Here is a 17087-nt window from a genome sequence, read left to right as displayed (position 1 = left end):
TACGCTTGTTAAAACCCTACACCGCTCTTCTGAAACGGTTTTGAAATACATTTGTAATCTTTACGTCAAATATGTTTAATGTCTTCTTAATATAAATACACGTCATTTGTAACAGAATTTAAAGTCTGGAAGACGTGAGAAGATTTTTTGAAAAACTAATAGAAGGAGGTTTCCTGATCAGTGGTAGTATTACCAGTTTAGCTATCCTTTTAATTATTTTATTTCTCTTTAAGGAAGCGGGTGGTTTGTTTGATGCTCCTGTAGTAGAAGACGGCTATGTCATCGCTGTAAATAAAGATAATCCGGTAAAGCACCTTTCTGCTGAAAAAATCATGGATATTTTTGATGCTGAAATTACAAACTGGAATGATGTAAGCGAAAAAGAAACCGGTATTAATCAGGATATATTGGTGTTTCGTTTTTCTGACTTGACGAACTATTATACTGAAGAAGAATTAGGAAGCGAGTTTCAGTATGTCCCCGAAAAGATTAGTGAATTAGTCGCTAAAGAACCGGGTATTATTGCTTTTATTCCCACGCAATATGTTGCCAAAGACTTTAAAGGACGTGTCTTGGCAGATGATAAGATTGCTTTTGGTGATTTCTTTGCCGGAACAAAATGGTATCCTACCTCTACACCTGCTCCGATTTTCGGTTTGGTCCCATTATTATTGGGGACACTTCTGGTTAGTTTTGGAGCGATTTTACTCTCCTTGCCATTCGGAATAGCAGTTGCTATCTACCTGGCTGAGATTGCGGATAAACGAACAAGGGATTTTCTTAAACCTGTAATAGAACTTCTGGCGGGTATTCCTTCGGTTGTCTTCGGTTTTTTTGGACTTGTTGTGATCGTCCCGCTTATACAAAAAGGATTGAATCTCCCGGTGGGTGAAACGGCTTTTGCGGGAAGCGTGGTTCTTGCGATCATGGCTTTACCGACGATTATTACTGTTGCCGAGGATTCTATGCGTACTACTCCTTCAGCAATGAAAGAAGCAAGCCTTGCGCTTGGGGCAACTAAGTGGCAAACGATTTATAAAGTAATCATCCCTTACTCTATTTCGGGAATCACCTCCGCAATTGTATTAGGTATCGGACGAGCCATTGGCGAGACAATGGCAGTCTTGATGGTGACCGGAAATGCAGCCGTTATTCCGACTTCATTTTTTGAACCGGTAAGAACCATACCGGCAACAATTGCAGCAGAATTGGGTGAAGCCCCTGCAGGAGGTGCTCATTATGAGGCTTTATTCCTTTTAGGTGCTGTGTTGTTTGTTATAACCTTGTTATTAAGTTTTACCGTTGAGTATATTTCTGCTAAAAGAAAAATGTAAAGACAATGATGATTTCAGAACAGGAAGAATTGAAGATTGACGCTCGAAAAAATACGACACAACGTGCTGTGTTTGCCTTTTTTACTTTTCTTAGCTATTGCGTCGTAGCAATCCTTTTTACAATACTTGGTTTTATTATTATCAAAGGGATAGGGGTGATCAGCTGGGATTTCCTAACCAAAGCACCTGAAGAAGGTATGACAGAGGGGGGGATTTATCCTGCTATTGTTGGTACTCTTTATCTGGTATTAGGTAGTAGTTTGATCAGTTTCCCTATTGGTATTATGAGTGGTATTTATATGAATGAATACGCAACCAACGGAAAGTTGATCCGTTTTATCCGGATTATGACGAATAATTTAAGTGGGGTTCCGTCCGTTGTTTTTGGACTGTTTGGTATGGCGTTGTTTGTAAACACAATGGGATTCGGAGATTCTATTATTGCAGGATCTTTGACATTGGCGTTACTCTCGTTGCCACTCGTTATCCGGACTACGGAAGAGGCAATGAAAAGCGTGGATGATAGTTACCGACATGGTAGTCTGGCGTTAGGGGCTACGAAGCTACAAACGATCCGACGAGTTGTATTACCTATGGCTTTCCCGAATATTATTACAGGATTGATTCTTTCCGTGGGACGTGTTTCGGGAGAAACTGCTCCGATCCTGTTTACGGTAGCTGCCTATTTTCTTCCGCAACTTCCGGGAAGTATTTTCGATCAATGTATGGCTCTTCCTTACCATCTGTATGTAATTTCTACCAGTGGAACAGACATTGAAGCTTCACGAGGAATGGCTTACGGAACAGCCTTGGTCTTGGTTGCTATTATTTTAATCGTCAACTTACTGGCAAACGCATTGCGGACATATTTTGCAAAAAAAGTGAAAATGAATTAATGTCAATCAGATATGTATAAAATTGATACACAGAATGTAGATTTTTATTATGGTGATTTTCATGCGTTGAAGAATATTTCGATGCAGATATCTCCGAATACTTCCGTGGCGTTTATCGGCCCTTCGGGTTGTGGTAAATCCACCTTTCTTCGCCTTTTTAACCGGATGAATGATTTGATACCGGGAACGAAATTAGAAGGCAAAATCTATATTGACGAACGGAATATCTACGATAAAAGCGAGAATGTGGATCGTCTTCGAAAGAATGTAGGGATGGTTTTTCAGAAACCGAATCCTTTTCCTAAAACCATCTTTGAGAATGTGGCATATGGGCTTCGGGTTAACGGTGTTAAGGATCAGTCATATATTGAAGAAACTGTGGTGAAAACCTTACAACAGGTGGTTTTATGGGATGAAGTAAAAGATAAATTAAAAGAATCGGCTTTTGCTCTTTCCGGAGGACAACAACAACGTCTTTGTATAGCGCGTGCATTGGCCATCTCGCCATCGATCTTGTTGATGGATGAACCGACTTCTGCGCTTGATCCCATATCAACCGGGAAAATTGAAGACCTTATTCATCAACTGAAAGAACAATATACGATCGTTATTGTGACGCACAATATGCAACAGGCAGCGCGCGTGAGTGATAAAACGGGATATTTTTATCTTGGAGAACTAATAGAATATGGTGATACACGTAAGATCTTTACTAATCCTGAAAAGGAAAGTACGCAGAACTATATCACAGGTAGATTTGGATAATTAATTGTTATAAAGGAATTCTATGAAAGTCATTGATCAGGAAATAGCATCACTGAAAAATAGTGTAAGTGAAATGTGGTCTCTCGTACGCCAGCAACTATTTAACGCCGGAGAAGCCATGCTTAGTGGGGATAAGGAGCTGGCCTACAAAGTTATTAGCCGGGAGAGACGTGTTAATGCGTTTGAACTTAAGATTGATAGTGACTGTGAGGACATCATAGCCCTATATGCACCTGTTGCTATAGATCTTCGTTTTGTTTTGGCCATGTACAAGATTAACACAAACTTAGAACGTTTGGGTGATTTTGCAGAAAGTATAGCCCGTTTTGCCGGTAATTTACCTGATGGTGAACCCGTAGATCCGGATCTGATTAAGGAAACACGGGTGCAGGTTATGCTGCAGGAGTTGTTGGAGATGTTGGCATTGGCTCAGGAAGCATTCGAAAAGGAAGATTCAGAAATCGCTTCTCGTATTTTCCTGAAAGATAATTTAGTGGATGAAATTAATGTTGCTTCAAGCAAAATCATAGCGAACTATATCGAATCTCATCCCGGAAGTGCTTTGATAGGTCTTTATATGTCAGGCGTGATCCGTAAAATGGAACGTTTCGGAGATCACTGTACAAATATCGCGGAAGAACTTATCTTTTATTTAGATGCGAAGGTGATGAAACATATGGGAAAAGCCGACCCAAAAGCATGATAAAAAACGACTTTTATTCCCCTTTGATAATCAAGGTAAAAATAAGCGAAAAAATATAACGGAATTATGCACTGATTTAAGTCAATGAGCTAAAGTTTCAGCAGAAGACTATCTCCTGCCTGCATTTCTAATGTAATGACTCCATCAACAACAGGTAAAGACGCCGGTTTTTTATTTATTTGTATGCTAAGCTCCGGTGAGTTTTCCGGAATTTCAATTATGAATCTGGCCGGAACGGTCGCTTTAAGCCCCGCTTCTATAAGTTTTCCTTCAGACCATCTTGCAGAAACTTCTCCACCATCACGAACCTTCAAACCGTAAAAACTACCTTCTTGCCACGCACTGGGTAATGCGGGTAAGAATTTTATTCTGCCTGTATGACTCTGTATTAACATTTCAGCTATTCCCGCACAACCCCCAAAGTTGCCGTCAATCTGAAAAGGCGGATGAGCACAGAATAGGTTCGGGAATGTTCCTCCTTTTTTAGCTTCCGTTTCTCCTTCAGTAATACAGGGCTTCAATAGATCGGATAATAGTTTATACGCGTGATCACCATCGTGTAGTCTTGCCCAGAAATTCATTTTCCAGGCCATAGACCAGCCGGTACTCTGATCACCACGAGTCAATAATGTCTTTTTTGCAGCTTCAGCCAAATCCGGTGTGTTTTCAACCGTAATTTCATCTCCCGGGTATAGTCCGTAAAGATGGGAAACATGCCGGTGAGTAGGTTCTGTTTCTTCAAAAGGCTCCAGCCATTCCATAATGCGTCCGTCGGCAGCTATTGTTGTGGGCATCAGACGGGATCGCTTGCTGTGTAGAACCGATGAAAAGGCTGAATCTATATTTAATATGGAGGCGGCTTCAATTGTATTTGTAAACAATTCACGTATGATCTGGTTGTCCATCGTAGAACCTGCACAAACATGAACGACCTGTCCTGACGGCATACGATATGCATTCTCCGGGGAGGTCGTAGGTGCAGTTACTAAATATTTGCTGCGTGGGTCCTGCACCAACATATCAACAAAGAAAAGAGAGGCTCCCTTGAGAGCCGGATATATGCGCTCAAGATAGGTCTTATCTTTTGTGTAAAGATAGTGTTGATACAAATGTTGACATAGCCAAGCGGCAGAAGTGTTAGTTGCCCCCCAGGAAGGATGTTCGCCCGGAGCTGTAAATTCCCAGACATTACCGAGAATATGCGTAACCCATCCCTTCGCATTATAGAACGATCTGGCGGTACTTTCCCCACTGGGGATTTGCTTCAATGTCCAGTCTATCATAGGGCGATGCAACTCCGATAGATTGGTTATTTCAGCCGGCCATAAATTCATCTGCAGATTTATGTTCAGGTGATAATCTCCATTCCAAGGGGTGTTGATGGTATTTGCCCATAATCCTTGTAAATTAGGTGGTAATGAATTTTCGCGCGTAGAAGAAATAAGCAGGTAGCGCCCAAATTGAAAATATAAGGCCGCCAGAGCAGGATCATTTCCTTCTTTTGCAAAAGCCGCTAAACGTTGGTCTATGGGAAGGTCGTCACGTACATTTGATCCTAAGTCCAGATCTGCCCGTTTGTAAAGTCGCTGGTAGGCCTCGATATGTTCTTTTTTCATTTCCGCATAGCTCTTGCGTGCTGCCTGATCGAGCAGACTTAAGGTTTTCGTTTCTATATCCGATTCGTAATAATCTGTGCACATGCTGACTAAGAGAATTGCTTCAGAGGCATTCTTTATGGAAACTGTGCTGTCTATTGCCGATAAATCTCCTCCTTTAGGCAAGATGACGCGAACACGGGATCGATATTTCATCCCGTTTCCGTCAGTTCCATTGTTTAACTGTCCTTGCATCACGAGGTCGTTGCCTTCAACAGAAACAGCATAGTGTTCAGGTCTGTCCATGCTGATGGTGAAATTCAGTATTTTGCTGACATCTGCCGTCAGATAAACAACGCCTAAATCAGAAGCAAAAGACGTGAAAGCTTCACGAGTATAATTTACCCCTCCTTGTTTGTATTGTATGGATGAAATCGCAGTGTTTAAGTTTAATCTGCGCTGGTAGGTTTCTTGTAAAACCGAATTGTCCGGGTGATTATAATTTATGTTGAGGTAACCCAATAGTTGATAACTTCCATATTGCGCGTTTGCACCATTGCCTAAAGCACTTCCTTCGCCTTTGCAGACAAACGTATTGTACATTAATTCCTGTGCCTCATCGTTGCGCCCTTCGAAAAGTAATTGCCTTATACGCGGAAGGTACCAGGACGCTTGCGGATTATCCGTTTCTTGTTTGCTGCCTGACCAAAGAGAAATTTCGTTTAAGAGAATTCGTTCCTTAGCAATACCTCCGTCCGGCATCATTCCAATTCGCCCATTCCCTAAAGGAATTGATTCTTCCCATATAGTCGCAGGTTTGTCAAAGAAATAGGATTTCGTTTTTTCCTGTAGATCTATATTGGTACAGGCGGTAAATAAAACTAAGAAAAAACAGATTAACGAAGGTAACTTTTTCATGGCTTGATATGTATAAAGAAGCTTTTTCAAACAAAGATAGTATTCTTTTCATAATCCTTCGAAAACCTATACGCGGGATACAAAAAAATACCCCAAACATTTTTTACATGTTTGGGGTAGAATATGTTTAAGTTCCTCCGTTTATTTCGCGTAGCTTACAGCACGGGTTTCACGGATAACAGTAATCTTAACCTGTCCCGGATAAGTCATCTCGTCCTGAATCTTCTTTGCGATTTCATTGGATAGACTTTCTGTGTCTTTGTCGTCAATCTTGTCTGCTCCAACGATAACACGCAATTCTCGTCCTGCTTGTATCGCATATGTTTTTACAACGCCGGGGTAGGACAGTGCTAACTGTTCCAGGTCATTCAGACGTTTGATGTAAGCCTCAACGATCTCGCGACGTGCACCCGGGCGAGCTCCCGAAATAGCGTCACATACTTGTACAATCGGAGCCAGTAGTGTTTGCATTTCCACTTCATCGTGGTGCGAACCGACAGCATTACAGATGTCCGGCTTTTCTTTATACTTTTCGCAAAGTTTCATTCCTAAAATTGCGTGTGGCAATTCCGGTTCGTCATCAGGAACTTTACCTATGTCATGCAATAATCCTGCTCTTTTCGCTTTCTTCGGATTTAAGCCTAATTCCGAAGCCATTACTGCGCAAAGATTTGCCGTTTCACGTGAGTGTTGCAATAGGTTTTGTCCGTAGGAAGAACGGTATTTCATTTTTCCGACAATACGGATCAGTTCCGGATGTAGTCCGTGAATACCTAAATCTATCACCGTCCGTTTTCCGGTCTCTATCACCTCTTCTTCAATTTGTTTCTTTACCTTCGATACTACTTCTTCGATGCGAGCCGGGTGAATACGGCCATCTTGAACCAATTGATGTAATGCCAAACGGGCTATTTCACGACGGACAGGATCAAAACCCGAAAGGATAATTGCTTCAGGTGTATCATCCACAACGATTTCTATTCCGGTAGCCGCTTCTAATGCACGGATATTCCGGCCTTCACGACCAATGATGCGTCCTTTGATTTCGTCAGATTCGATATGGAAAACAGTGATTGAGTTCTCGATTGCTGTTTCCGTAGCTACTCGCTGGATGGATTGGATCACGATTTTCTTTGCGTCTTTATTTGCTGTCATCTTAGCTTCTTCAACAATTTCGTTGATATAAGCGGCAGCATCCGATTTCGCCTCGTCTTTTAAGGATTCAACTAAACGCTCTTTTGCTTCTTCTGCAGAAAGTCCCGAAAGAGTCTCGAGTTGTTCCACTTTCTTCAGGTGTAGTTTGTCTAATTCCTGTTTCTTTTTTTCAATCAGGTCTAACTGATTTGCCAGATTTTCTTTCACAACATCAATTTCCGAGTTCTTGCGTTGTAACTCATCCTGACGTTGATTAAGCGTTAGTTCCCTTTGCTTTAATTTGGTTTCAACCGATTGAATCTTCGAGTTACGAGCAGAAACCTGTTTCTCCAGGTCTGCCTTCAGGTGAAGAAATTTTTCCTTCACTTCCAATAGCTTGTTTTTCTTTATTACTTCCGCTTCTTTTTCAGCCTCTTTCAATACGGATTCGTATTTTGACTTGAGTACGAAGCGCATGCCGATCCAAGTCAGCAATCCTCCCAGTAATAAAGCAACTATCGATATAATAATATACATTTCCATATTACTTTATTTATTAAATTCTACATTCCAATACAAAACAAAAACGCACCACATTCATGAGATAACCCCATAAAGTAGTGCGGATAACTTATTAAAAAAACGATTAGTTACTGTTCCTTCAAATACGACTCTAACTTTTCTGTCAAATTCTGTATTTTCTCTGCAAAAGGAACCGTATCATTTTTATCTTTCAACTGCAAATTATGTATAGACAATTGCAACGCAACCATGGCTAACAAATCTTTTACATCCACATCGGATTTAGCATATCGTTGACGGTATTGAATCATTTTGTTTCGAATCTGTTTCGCAGCCTCACGAATAAGCTGTTCCTCTTCCCGATTAATCCAGATACCATAGCTTTTTTCTGCTATTTCTATATGTATAAGAAATTTATTATTGTCCATCGCCTCTATTCATTTAATAGTGCAATGCACTTATCTACTTCCCGCACTAACTTCGATAATCGCATTTTTGCATTTTTCATTTCTCCTTCATCGGCAGAAACTATTTTTGCAGTTAATACGTTATCGTATTTGGCATTCAACTCCTGAATCTTTTGCAAAGACAGCTTAAGTTCTTCCTCTTTTTCCGCAAGAACCTTGTTAAGCTCCGTTATTCTTTGGTTTCGTTCCTCACATAAAGAAATCAGGTCCTGGAGCCTAACCTCAAATACAGCCATCAAACTTTTTTGATCTTCGGTCATATCACACCAAATTCTATACAAAAGTAAACTTTTGCTTTGTAATTAGCAATAGTCTATAATGATAAAAAGGAAAGAGCAGAGAATATCACATAAAAAAAGCCGTTCAACCATCTTATTGAACAGCTTTTTATCTTTTTCGGAGATTACTTTTATAAAAGATATACACTTATTTCTCCTTCAGTTTCTTCAAAACCTAATTTGCCTTCTTTAGATAACCATCCAAAAGCAGCGTATAGGTCTTTTTCAGATTTGATCTTTGTAGCCTTCTTAAGTTCTTTTATGCTTAATTTCCCTTTTTCGTCAAGGGCATGCCATACAAGTCCGGCATTTGTTCCGATTAATTCAATCATTCTCTTTAGTTTGAGTTAATATCACAACGCAAAACTAATCAATATTCAACAAAAACAAAAACAAAAACATGTTTTTTAGCATAAATATGTGATTTGGATCGTTTTTTGATAGAAATCAACTAAAAAAACTAACGCGAAGTTATTATTCTTGCGGATATGTCTGTCGCAGAGACATATTTTTCCAATTGGCTAAAAGTCCGGTTTTTTGTCTCTTCCAATCCGCTTTTTCCGGAATATGCATTTATCAGCATGAGTAGGTTTGAGGTGGTTAAGTCTATTTTAGTTCTTTCTTCATCACTTGTAGGAGTTCCTATTCCCCCGATATTGTCGCGATATACTGGTAGTCCTTCGATATTTAGTTCTCCTCTTCCTATTCCATGATATATTTCACCGGCACGTCCAACCCCTAAGGTAAGATCTCCATTTATTTTATCCGCATCGAATCCTCCGATAGAATAGCCTGTTCTGATGGATATCAGGTTGATTAAATCTACTAAAGTGTTGATTTGGTATAAGGGTAGTCCGCGATGAAGTCTGCGATGTAATGATTCTGCTGAAGGTCTATAGCGATTCGGGTCTTTTCCTAATTTTTTATAGGCTTGTCGTGTGGCAAGAATCGCGGGGATTTTATTGACCTGATCCAGCTGGCCTTGTGTACGTATTTCTTCTTCTATGCTTTTGATCTCATCCCAAAGTTCCGCATCGTAATTTGTGTTCTGTACTTTTGCTTCAATTGCTAAAACATGTAGATCAGGACAAACCTCCGTTATCTGATGTGATAGTTCTATTTTCATAATGTGTTCTTTTTATTCAAAAGGATACCAGTGAGGAAACGACCACTGTTTATGCCGAGTCGTCTTGCTGAATAAAATGTTTTGTGTTGCGTATAAGTGCAAATACCCGATAGTTCAATTTTTTGTTCGTTTACACCAACTTCTGTTAATTGGTGTATGTTTGCTTTGATAAGGTCAATATGAGCTTTTCCTGATAGCTTATTGTAATAATGAATAGAAGAAGGAAAGTTGGCTTCCCTAAAAGCATCTACAACCTCTTCGCCAACTTCAAAGGCGTCTTGCCCGATACAGGGGCCAATTCCAATCTGTAAATCCGAAGGGGTAGTGGAATATGCTTGAACCATCTTTTCTACAACTTTGGCTGCGAGGCGGTTTACGGTTCCACGCCAACCGGCATGTACAGCTCCGATAACCTGCTTTATGGGGTCGTAAATTAAAAGAGGAACACAGTCTGCTGTGGTTACTGCTATCGCAATGTCAGGCAAGGAACTCAACAAGGCATCTACTCCTTTCAACGCATTTTGTTTTTCTTCTTTGCTTAGTGTAAGGAAGTGTTCGTCGATTATCCTGATCTCTGTTTCGTGTGTCTGAAGGGGGATATATAAATCGGTTGACTGCACTCCAAGAGCGGAGCATAGCCGCTTTCGGTTTTCACGAACAGCATCCGGACTATCTCCACAATAAGCCCCCAGGTTAAACGATGTATAGTTCCCTTCGCTTATGCCGCCCTGTCGTGTCGTAATAAAATGAGAAATGTTACAATCGTTGGCAAAGCTTTCGAATTGTAACATTTGCAGATTATCTTTCTGTATCGTCTTCATCATCCCAGTCGTACTCTTCGTAGTCTTCCTCCGGAAAATCGTCTTCATCATCTATCGGAATAACAAAATCATCATCATCTAATGTGAGTGTCGATAGATCCAGATTTTTATGAACGATACGTTCTACCTCGTGGAAGTTTTCCTTGTTCAATTCTTTCCAAAGCAAATCTTTCAGCTCGGTAAGTCCTTTATTGGTAATTGATGAGATAAATACATAAGGAATATTATCCGGAAGCTCTGCCGTTAACGCTTCTTCCAATTCTTCATCCAGCATATCGCTCTTGGTAATAGCGAGCACACGCCGTTTTTCTAACAATTCAGGATTATACGTTACTAATTCATTGTGCAAAATCTCATACTCCTTTTTTATATCATCTGCATCGGCAGGAATCATGAATAGGAGTAGGGAATTACGCTCGATATGTCTAAGAAAACGCAAGCCTAAGCCCTTGCCTTCACTTGCTCCTTTGATAATACCCGGTATATCGGCCATAACAAAAGATCTATTATCTCTATAGCTGACAATGCCCAAGTTTGGTTCTAAGGTAGTGAAAGGATAATTGGCTATTTTCGGTTTCGCGGCTGATACGACTGACAGCAAAGTGGATTTGCCTGCATTCGGGAATCCGACAAGACCGACATCCGCCAATAATTTTAATTGCAGAATCACCATACGCTCCTGAGCCGGTTCGCCCGGTTGGGCATAACGTGGAGCCTGGTTGGTCGATGTCTTAAAATTCCAGTTACCCAAACCACCACGACCACCCTGAAGCAACATGACTTCCTGACCGTCTTCCGTAACGTCACAGATAAATTCACCTGTCTCCGCATCGAAGACAACCGTACCGCAGGGTACTTCTATTACGCGATCTTCGCCATCTTTCCCAGAACTTCTTTTTCCTGTACCCGAAGCTCCGTTGGTTGCCATTACGTGGCGTTCGAATTTCAGATGGAGTAATGTCCAGTAATTTCGGTTGCCACGTAAATAAATATGGCCTCCTCTACCTCCGTCACCGCCATCGGGGCCTCCTTTCGGAATATATTTTTCCCGTCGGAAATGCGTGGATCCACGCCCTCCCTTGCCGGAACGACAATAGATCTTTACGTAATCTACAAAGTTTGATTCAGCCATTTTATTTGTTTTAATTATATGTTTTTAACCGCCTCTTTAATGCGTCCGAAGATTTCTTCAATTGTTCCCATCCCTTTGATGGCAACATGTTTTCCTTCTCCGATATAATAGTCTGCCAAAGGGGCAGTCTGATTGTGATATACCTCAAGGCGCGATTTAATTGTTTCCAGATTGTCGTCCGAACGACCGGACACTTTTCCGCGTTCCAATAAACGGTTGATCAATTCATCTTCGTCCACCTGGAGGTTCAGCATAACAGAAACATCTGTTCCGCGTTCATTCAGCATAACCTTTAATGCCTTTGCCTGTGGAATCGTACGAGGAAAGCCATCAAAAATAACACCCTTAGAGTCTTTCTTCGAATCTAATACTTTCGCTAAGATATCAATAATTAGTTCATCCGGAACCAATTGACCTTTTTCAATATAGCCACTGGCTATTTTTCCCAGTTCGGTTTCACCTTTAATCTCTGCACGTAACACATCACCCGTAGAGATATGATCCAAACCATATTCTTTAATAATCAAATCACTCTGTGTTCCCTTTCCTGATCCGGGAGCACCGAAAATTACGATATTCAACATATTTGTAAAGTTTATTCTGTTTGTTCTAAACAATCGTGTAGATGTCGCGGTAGGCGCGTCCCATTTCATCGTAGTCAAGTCCGTACCCTACAATGAAGTCATTTGGAATTTCCAATCCGATATAGTCTGGTCTGAGATCGCATTTTAATGCGTCAGGCTTAAGTAGCATAGTCGCCAATCTCACATCGGCAGCACCTTCGTTTCTCAATTTATTCATGACATATTGCATCGTATAACCGGAGTCAACTATATCTTCCAAAAGTACTACGGTACGTCCCTTTACGTCTGCTGTCAGTGGCATAACCTCATGTACTTTACCAGTGGTGTTAGTTCCCTGATAAGAAGAGTAGCGCGCGAAAGTCAGTTCATAAGAACCGTTCAATTGACGCATTAATTCCGCAACAAACATAAATGCACCGTTCAAAACACCTACGAAAAGCGGATTCTTGCCTTCCATATCCTGTTTAATACGTACCGCCATATCTGCGATAGCTTCCTGAATCTTTTTTTCAGGAATAAAAAGCTTAAACTCCTTATCCCTTAACCGGATTTTATCCATTTGCTTTTGTCAAAAATAATAAAGCAGCAAAGTTATATTTTTTTCAGTGAAGCAGCAACAAAGAAGGCTCGTAATACGAGCCTTTTACATTCAGATATTTTGTCTTTGGAGCTTATTTTGCCGGAATATAACCAACTTCTTTCACGATCGCCTGTCCTTCCGCTGAAAGAACATAGTCGATAAAAGATTTTATTTGTGTTTCTTTTTTTGTTTCGTAGTAATAAAATAGAGGGCGGACGATTGGATAGCTACGATTCATCGCATTTGCGATTGATGGCTCTATCGCTGTTTTCCCTCCGTCATAAGAAACATGTAAGGCCTTAACCTCATGGTTCAGATAGGCTAAACCAACATAGCCGATGGCTCCTTTAGTCTGGCTTACACTTTGGATGATCGCGCCAGTTGCCGGCATACTTAGAATGCCGTTCATGTAATTTTTATTCTTAAGTACGCTTTCTTTGAAGAACTCGTAAGTTCCCGAAGACGTTTCACGCGAATAGGCCACGATTTTCATATCAGCACCGCCTACTTCTTTCCAATTCTTTATTTTTCCAGTGAAGATTCCTTCTAATTGTTCGCGGGTAAGATTGTTGATCTTGTTAGACGGATGAACAACTACAGCTAAAGCATCATAGCCGATAACCACTTCCTTTATCTCCTTCTTCTCCTCCTGAAATTTGATCTTTTCAGTGAACTTCATTTTTCTTGAACTCATGGCGATTTCTGTGGTACCCTCTTTTAATGCAGAGAGACCTACTCCTGAACCTCCTCCGGTAACTGTTATTTTAGCAGTTTTATTTTTTGCCATAAACTTTTCGGCTTCTTTTTGCGTGAGTGGCAGGCAAGTATCGCTTCCTTTGATGCGTTGAGCAAACGTTGATGTCGTAGCTATTCCTAACATCATTACGACCAAAAAGATTGTTTTTTTCATTTTCATACAGAATTATAATTTCTGTAACAAAGAAAATAGTTACATGTTTCAACTGCATGAAACAGGTGTTACAATCCTGTTAATGAGTTTGGGGCGAGTTTAGAATTTGTATTGTAATCTAACAGTAAAGACATTGTCTTTTCTGTCTGTCTCGTAGCTGTTAAGGTTTTCACTGGTTTCGTTGCTGTTGAATTCATAATAGCACTGCAAACGTATATTTTTACTGAAACGGTATAATGCCCCTATTCCGATAGTGCTTTGAGAGAGATCTGTTGCTGAAGTGAGACTTTCTTTCTGTCCTATTTCGTTATTCTGAATATCCGTATTCGGATCATAAGTGTCATACTTTAATACGGCTGAAAAAGGAGAGTTTCCGATGTCCTGAATAAAATAAAAGAAATATCCTCTGAATGGACGGGCGTAAAGCGAGTTTGCCTCTGTATTTGCCGGACGAGTGCTGTAATTGGGACTTTTACTACTACTTGCAGTACCCGGTTGCGTTCCCCATAGACCCTCAGCGCGAAGTTCTGTTTTCCCTAAATCAGTAGTGATAGAAAATTGAGCATCTAATCCGAAGTATTCTCGTTTCATAAAGGTGCCGCTTTTGCCTTTGTCAACAGGACGAAAAGTAAGACCTTCCATTTCATAAGCTGTACTTGTCGGGTTATAAACGCTCCCATTATAATAGGAGAACCCTAATCCCCATTTCATCGTTTCCTTAAGAGGCTTTGAAGCACTAATGCGTCCGATAAAATCTTTTCGGTTGTCCGTTTCTCGATTAATACTGTTACCCGCGAATATCCCGGCGTCGAGACGTAAAAAAGACAGGGGAGATTCTTCAGTGGTACGTAAGGTCAGCATCGCTCCTAAATCTCTTTCGTCAGGAAAGAAATACTGAATTATTGTAGCCCGTTCAGGAGATTCAAGAGTAGATGTAGAATAGGAAACTTCATAACCGAAAGGCCGGTTAAAAATACCGGTCATTAATTGGTTGCGTTTCGTCCAGGGATCCTTGATCCCAATATAAAGATCGCGGAAGCTAACCCCTTTGTCGTTTACGTCAATCTGTATGGCGCCGGTACCTATTCCGTCGTTGTATGCAAATTTCATGCGTCCACGTCGTATGCCGATACGATTAAAGCCTTCTTCGGGATTTTCGTTGCTATCGCCTACTTTTAGCGACGCATCTTTTTGTCCGTATTGGAATTGGCCTTGTATATAGGCTGATACTTTGAATTTGCTGAGTTGTTTTACTATTTGGTTGACTGTCGTAACCTCATTGGACAACGTATCTATACGTTCGTCAATGCGTTCGATCTCTTGCGCATTCGTGGTAAACGATAATAACATAGCTATGAGAAATATTGGAATATTCTTCTTTTTCATCCGGACAAAGTAATGACACATATATTACAAATGTAATTCAAATAAATGAAGAACACAAAACTCTGATGTTTCATTTGTGTTTCAGACCAAAGAGTTGAATATAACCCAAGGCTCTTTTCTGTTAAAATTTGTCCGGATAAATTTCTCAGCTGCGACTTTGTAAAGTAAGCCGTCGAAGCTACGTGCCTTTTGTGGACAAACAACAATGCAGCGTCCGCATGAAATACATTTTTCTTTGTCCGTTATGCGAGGGGTTTTTTCGGGGATTGCGTGGGCAGGACATTGTTTTACGCAAGTACCACATTCATTACATTTTTTATCTCCTTTGGGTTGTAAAGGTATTTTCCCCGGTGTTTTATAGGGAGTGTTCCCTTTTACGTGTATTCCTTTCAATACGCTAAGGTCAACCAACGACTCTAAAAAATGGGCTGTTTGTTTCCCAAATTCGGTCATTTTATAAATATCCTTTTCATCCGGTCTGTTTTCTCCCACTTTGGGAAAGATAGAATGTTGTGCAATAAAGGCTCCTGCAGAAACAATGCAGAAGCCGTTATTTGTTACACTATCTTTTAATTCAAGTAGCGCATCATCGTAGTCACGGTTGCCATATACACAAACGATAACTGCAGGCGTATTGTTGCCTTTGAATCTATTAAGAGCCTTCAATGAGATTGCCGGAATCCGACCTGCATAGACAGGCATTCCTACAACAAACAGTTTGTCATTCTCAACTAATACATCCTCTTCAGGTGTATTTTGCGTTATATTGTATTCAGTAGCCGGAGAATCAAACTGCTTAACAATAGTTCTTATTATCTGCTGCGTTGTGTTTGTCGCACTGAAATAGGCAAATGTGATTTGTGATGGCCTCATTATTTTATAGATCCAGAGCCTCTTCTCTTTTTATCTTATCAATATTCTTTTGGAGATTCATCTGCGATTTTTGTCTTGATTTTTCAGCTTTCTGCTTTGCCTTTTCTACCGCTTTCTCTCCGTTCTTGCGAGCTTTCTCTTCTGCTTTCTCGATGTCTTTTTTGACTTTTTTCTTAGCAGATTCAATGTCTTTTTGCAGAGTCTTTTCTATCTTTTCAAGCTCTTTTACGTTCTTAGACTTCAAGCGCTCTATCTTAGCAACTGTTTTCTCCGAAAGGATTATGTCCTGCGCATTAATCATTGACGTTGAGGCAAATAATATTCCTGTTGCCGCAACTAAGGTTAAAATAATTTTCTTCATTGCTTTGTTCTTTTTGCTTATTTATAATATGTATAATCTCCTTTTAGTACAAAATTAATTTTCAGACCGTCTTCGTCTGTTATTTTGCGTGAAGGGGTAAAGGTGGCGCTCATCGTTAATCTCTGTTGAGAGATCATTTTGTTGAAGAAGTTGATTACAAACTGTTGGTTGTTTTGATTGTATAATTCTGTATCTTCAACACTTAAATCACCCAGTTTCTGGCTAATTCCATTTACGGTTAAAATGAAATTTTTCAATACGATATCTTCTTTAAATGCTGTTACACGGATAGAAGTACCACTTGTAAGATTTAATGTCCCGGATTTAATCGGAGGGTTGAATTGATATTGACTCAATAATTCGTTGAGGGTAACTGTTGCTTCCGGTGTAGTTACTACCCCTCCCGCATTGGCAATACCTAAATCATAAGTGTATTCGCTAATTGCATTCTTTAGTGATAGTTCTTCTTTGTCGTCGTCTCCACCACAAGAAACTAAGGTAATTGCACATAAAATCATTAAAAATTTACTGAAAATAGTCATTGTTCTCATACAATATTTCTTTTTAATAAACGGTTATTATAACTATAAAAATAGAATGATCTTGTGGACAAAGGTAGGGGTTTTTCTGTGAAATAGAAATACAAAATAGAGTTAAAGCCCCAAGTTCAGCATTAATGAACAAGCTTACAGGGTTTTAGAA

General features: G+C 40.1%; 19 protein-coding genes. 4 read left to right on the top strand and 15 right to left on the bottom strand.

Annotated elements, in window-relative coordinates; translation table 11 throughout:
- Positions 1-134 precede the first annotated feature (134 nt).
- Genes pstC through phoU form a run of 4 tightly spaced genes read left to right on the top strand, consistent with a single transcriptional unit; the run spans position 135 to position 3698 of the window.
- Complete coding sequence (gene pstC / locus PHT93_RS13375; RefSeq protein ID WP_300243881.1) at positions 135-1334, top strand: phosphate ABC transporter permease subunit PstC; 1200 nt, start codon at positions 135-137, stop codon at positions 1332-1334.
- Between the two features lie 8 nt (positions 1335-1342).
- Positions 1343-2230, top strand: a complete 888-nt coding sequence (pstA, locus tag PHT93_RS13370) for a phosphate ABC transporter permease PstA (protein WP_300243887.1) — start codon at positions 1343-1345, stop codon at positions 2228-2230.
- A 12-nt stretch (positions 2231-2242) separates the two neighbouring features.
- Positions 2243-2995 carry a phosphate ABC transporter ATP-binding protein PstB gene (gene pstB, locus PHT93_RS13365; RefSeq protein WP_300243878.1) on the top strand — a complete coding sequence of 251 codons (753 nt, stop codon included), beginning with the start codon at positions 2243-2245 and terminating at the stop codon, positions 2993-2995.
- 22 nt (positions 2996-3017) lie between these two features.
- Positions 3018-3698 (top strand): phosphate signaling complex protein PhoU, encoded by a 681-nt coding sequence (phoU, locus tag PHT93_RS13360; RefSeq protein WP_300243875.1) that lies wholly within the window; start codon positions 3018-3020, stop codon positions 3696-3698.
- Positions 3699-3787: 89 nt separating this feature from the next.
- On the opposite strand, the gene PHT93_RS13355 is transcribed toward phoU, so the two are convergent.
- The 15 genes from PHT93_RS13355 to PHT93_RS13285 all read right to left on the bottom strand — a co-directional run bounded on the left by PHT93_RS13355 (position 3788) and on the right by PHT93_RS13285 (position 16936).
- The gene (locus PHT93_RS13355) at positions 3788-6211 is read right to left on the bottom strand and encodes a glycoside hydrolase family 95 protein (RefSeq protein ID WP_300243873.1); all 2424 of its coding nucleotides are present in this window, start codon (positions 6209-6211) and stop codon (positions 3788-3790) included.
- A gap of 141 nt (positions 6212-6352) precedes the next feature.
- Positions 6353-7888: a ribonuclease Y gene (rny, locus tag PHT93_RS13350; RefSeq protein WP_300243871.1), complete on the bottom strand. Its 1536-nt coding sequence runs from the start codon at positions 7886-7888 to the stop codon at positions 6353-6355.
- Positions 7889-7995: 107 nt separating this feature from the next.
- On the bottom strand, positions 7996-8295 hold the full coding sequence (locus PHT93_RS13345) for a cell division protein ZapA (RefSeq protein WP_300243868.1): 300 nt from the start codon (positions 8293-8295) through the stop codon (positions 7996-7998).
- A 5-nt stretch (positions 8296-8300) separates the two neighbouring features.
- Positions 8301-8594, bottom strand: a complete 294-nt coding sequence (locus tag PHT93_RS13340; protein ID WP_300243866.1) for a hypothetical protein — start codon at positions 8592-8594, stop codon at positions 8301-8303.
- A 149-nt stretch (positions 8595-8743) separates the two neighbouring features.
- A complete protein-coding gene (locus tag PHT93_RS13335; protein ID WP_300243863.1) occupies positions 8744-8944 on the bottom strand; it encodes a winged helix-turn-helix domain-containing protein in 201 nt (66 codons plus the stop codon).
- 128 nt (positions 8945-9072) lie between these two features.
- Positions 9073-9741 carry a phenylalanine--tRNA ligase beta subunit-related protein gene (locus PHT93_RS13330; RefSeq protein WP_300243885.1) on the bottom strand — a complete coding sequence of 223 codons (669 nt, stop codon included), beginning with the start codon at positions 9739-9741 and terminating at the stop codon, positions 9073-9075.
- Positions 9735-10562, bottom strand: a complete 828-nt coding sequence (pgeF, locus tag PHT93_RS13325) for a peptidoglycan editing factor PgeF (protein WP_363318654.1) — start codon at positions 10560-10562, stop codon at positions 9735-9737. Before pgeF ends, PHT93_RS13330 begins: the two co-directional genes overlap by 7 nt.
- Entirely contained in the window at positions 10537-11691 is a 1155-nt protein-coding gene (obgE, locus tag PHT93_RS13320; RefSeq protein WP_300243861.1) for a GTPase ObgE, read from the bottom strand. The genes pgeF and obgE overlap by 26 nt, the downstream gene beginning before the upstream one ends.
- Before the next feature lie 14 nt (positions 11692-11705).
- The gene (locus PHT93_RS13315) at positions 11706-12275 is read right to left on the bottom strand and encodes an adenylate kinase (protein WP_300243858.1); all 570 of its coding nucleotides are present in this window, start codon (positions 12273-12275) and stop codon (positions 11706-11708) included.
- Positions 12276-12300: 25 nt separating this feature from the next.
- Positions 12301-12834: a hypoxanthine phosphoribosyltransferase gene (hpt, locus tag PHT93_RS13310; RefSeq protein ID WP_300243855.1), complete on the bottom strand. Its 534-nt coding sequence runs from the start codon at positions 12832-12834 to the stop codon at positions 12301-12303.
- A gap of 112 nt (positions 12835-12946) precedes the next feature.
- Positions 12947-13765 (bottom strand): phosphate ABC transporter substrate-binding protein, encoded by an 819-nt coding sequence (locus PHT93_RS13305; protein WP_300243852.1) that lies wholly within the window; start codon positions 13763-13765, stop codon positions 12947-12949.
- A 99-nt stretch (positions 13766-13864) separates the two neighbouring features.
- Positions 13865-15151 (bottom strand): hypothetical protein, encoded by a 1287-nt coding sequence (locus PHT93_RS13300; RefSeq protein WP_300243850.1) that lies wholly within the window; start codon positions 15149-15151, stop codon positions 13865-13867.
- A gap of 81 nt (positions 15152-15232) precedes the next feature.
- Positions 15233-16024 carry a 4Fe-4S binding protein gene (locus tag PHT93_RS13295; protein ID WP_300243847.1) on the bottom strand — a complete coding sequence of 264 codons (792 nt, stop codon included), beginning with the start codon at positions 16022-16024 and terminating at the stop codon, positions 15233-15235.
- A 4-nt stretch (positions 16025-16028) separates the two neighbouring features.
- Positions 16029-16385 carry a hypothetical protein gene (locus PHT93_RS13290; RefSeq protein WP_300243845.1) on the bottom strand — a complete coding sequence of 119 codons (357 nt, stop codon included), beginning with the start codon at positions 16383-16385 and terminating at the stop codon, positions 16029-16031.
- A gap of 17 nt (positions 16386-16402) precedes the next feature.
- Positions 16403-16936 carry a hypothetical protein gene (locus PHT93_RS13285; RefSeq protein ID WP_300243843.1) on the bottom strand — a complete coding sequence of 178 codons (534 nt, stop codon included), beginning with the start codon at positions 16934-16936 and terminating at the stop codon, positions 16403-16405.
- Between the last annotated feature and the right edge of the window lie 151 nt (positions 16937-17087).

The sequence above is a fragment of the Massilibacteroides sp. genome (assembly GCF_028705895.1).
Taxonomy (GTDB): domain Bacteria; phylum Bacteroidota; class Bacteroidia; order Bacteroidales; family Tannerellaceae; genus Massilibacteroides.
The sequence above is the reverse complement of the archived record's forward strand: the minus strand, read 5'-3'. Positions and strand labels throughout refer to the sequence as shown.

Coding starts and splice junctions, on each gene's coding strand:
- pstA (WP_300243887.1), top strand. CDS start 1,343: ATGATTTCAGAACAGGAAGAATTGAAGATTGACGCTCGAAAAAATACG.
- PHT93_RS13290 (WP_300243845.1), bottom strand. CDS start 16,385: ATGAAGAAAATTATTTTAACCTTAGTTGCGGCAACAGGAATATTATTT.
- obgE (WP_300243861.1), bottom strand. CDS start 11,691: ATGGCTGAATCAAACTTTGTAGATTACGTAAAGATCTATTGTCGTTCC.
- PHT93_RS13340 (WP_300243866.1), bottom strand. CDS start 8,594: ATGACCGAAGATCAAAAAAGTTTGATGGCTGTATTTGAGGTTAGGCTC.
- PHT93_RS13305 (WP_300243852.1), bottom strand. CDS start 13,765: ATGAAAAAAACAATCTTTTTGGTCGTAATGATGTTAGGAATAGCTACG.
- PHT93_RS13355 (WP_300243873.1), bottom strand. CDS start 6,211: ATGAAAAAGTTACCTTCGTTAATCTGTTTTTTCTTAGTTTTATTTACC.
- PHT93_RS13335 (WP_300243863.1), bottom strand. CDS start 8,944: ATGATTGAATTAATCGGAACAAATGCCGGACTTGTATGGCATGCCCTT.
- pgeF (WP_363318654.1), bottom strand. CDS start 10,562: ATGATGAAGACGATACAGAAAGATAATCTGCAAATGTTACAATTCGAA.
- PHT93_RS13285 (WP_300243843.1), bottom strand. CDS start 16,936: ATGAGAACAATGACTATTTTCAGTAAATTTTTAATGATTTTATGTGCA.
- pstB (WP_300243878.1), top strand. CDS start 2,243: ATGTATAAAATTGATACACAGAATGTAGATTTTTATTATGGTGATTTT.
- hpt (WP_300243855.1), bottom strand. CDS start 12,834: ATGGATAAAATCCGGTTAAGGGATAAGGAGTTTAAGCTTTTTATTCCT.
- PHT93_RS13315 (WP_300243858.1), bottom strand. CDS start 12,275: ATGTTGAATATCGTAATTTTCGGTGCTCCCGGATCAGGAAAGGGAACA.
- phoU (WP_300243875.1), top strand. CDS start 3,018: ATGAAAGTCATTGATCAGGAAATAGCATCACTGAAAAATAGTGTAAGT.
- PHT93_RS13345 (WP_300243868.1), bottom strand. CDS start 8,295: ATGGACAATAATAAATTTCTTATACATATAGAAATAGCAGAAAAAAGC.
- PHT93_RS13295 (WP_300243847.1), bottom strand. CDS start 16,024: ATGAGGCCATCACAAATCACATTTGCCTATTTCAGTGCGACAAACACA.
- rny (WP_300243871.1), bottom strand. CDS start 7,888: ATGGAAATGTATATTATTATATCGATAGTTGCTTTATTACTGGGAGGA.
- PHT93_RS13300 (WP_300243850.1), bottom strand. CDS start 15,151: ATGAAAAAGAAGAATATTCCAATATTTCTCATAGCTATGTTATTATCG.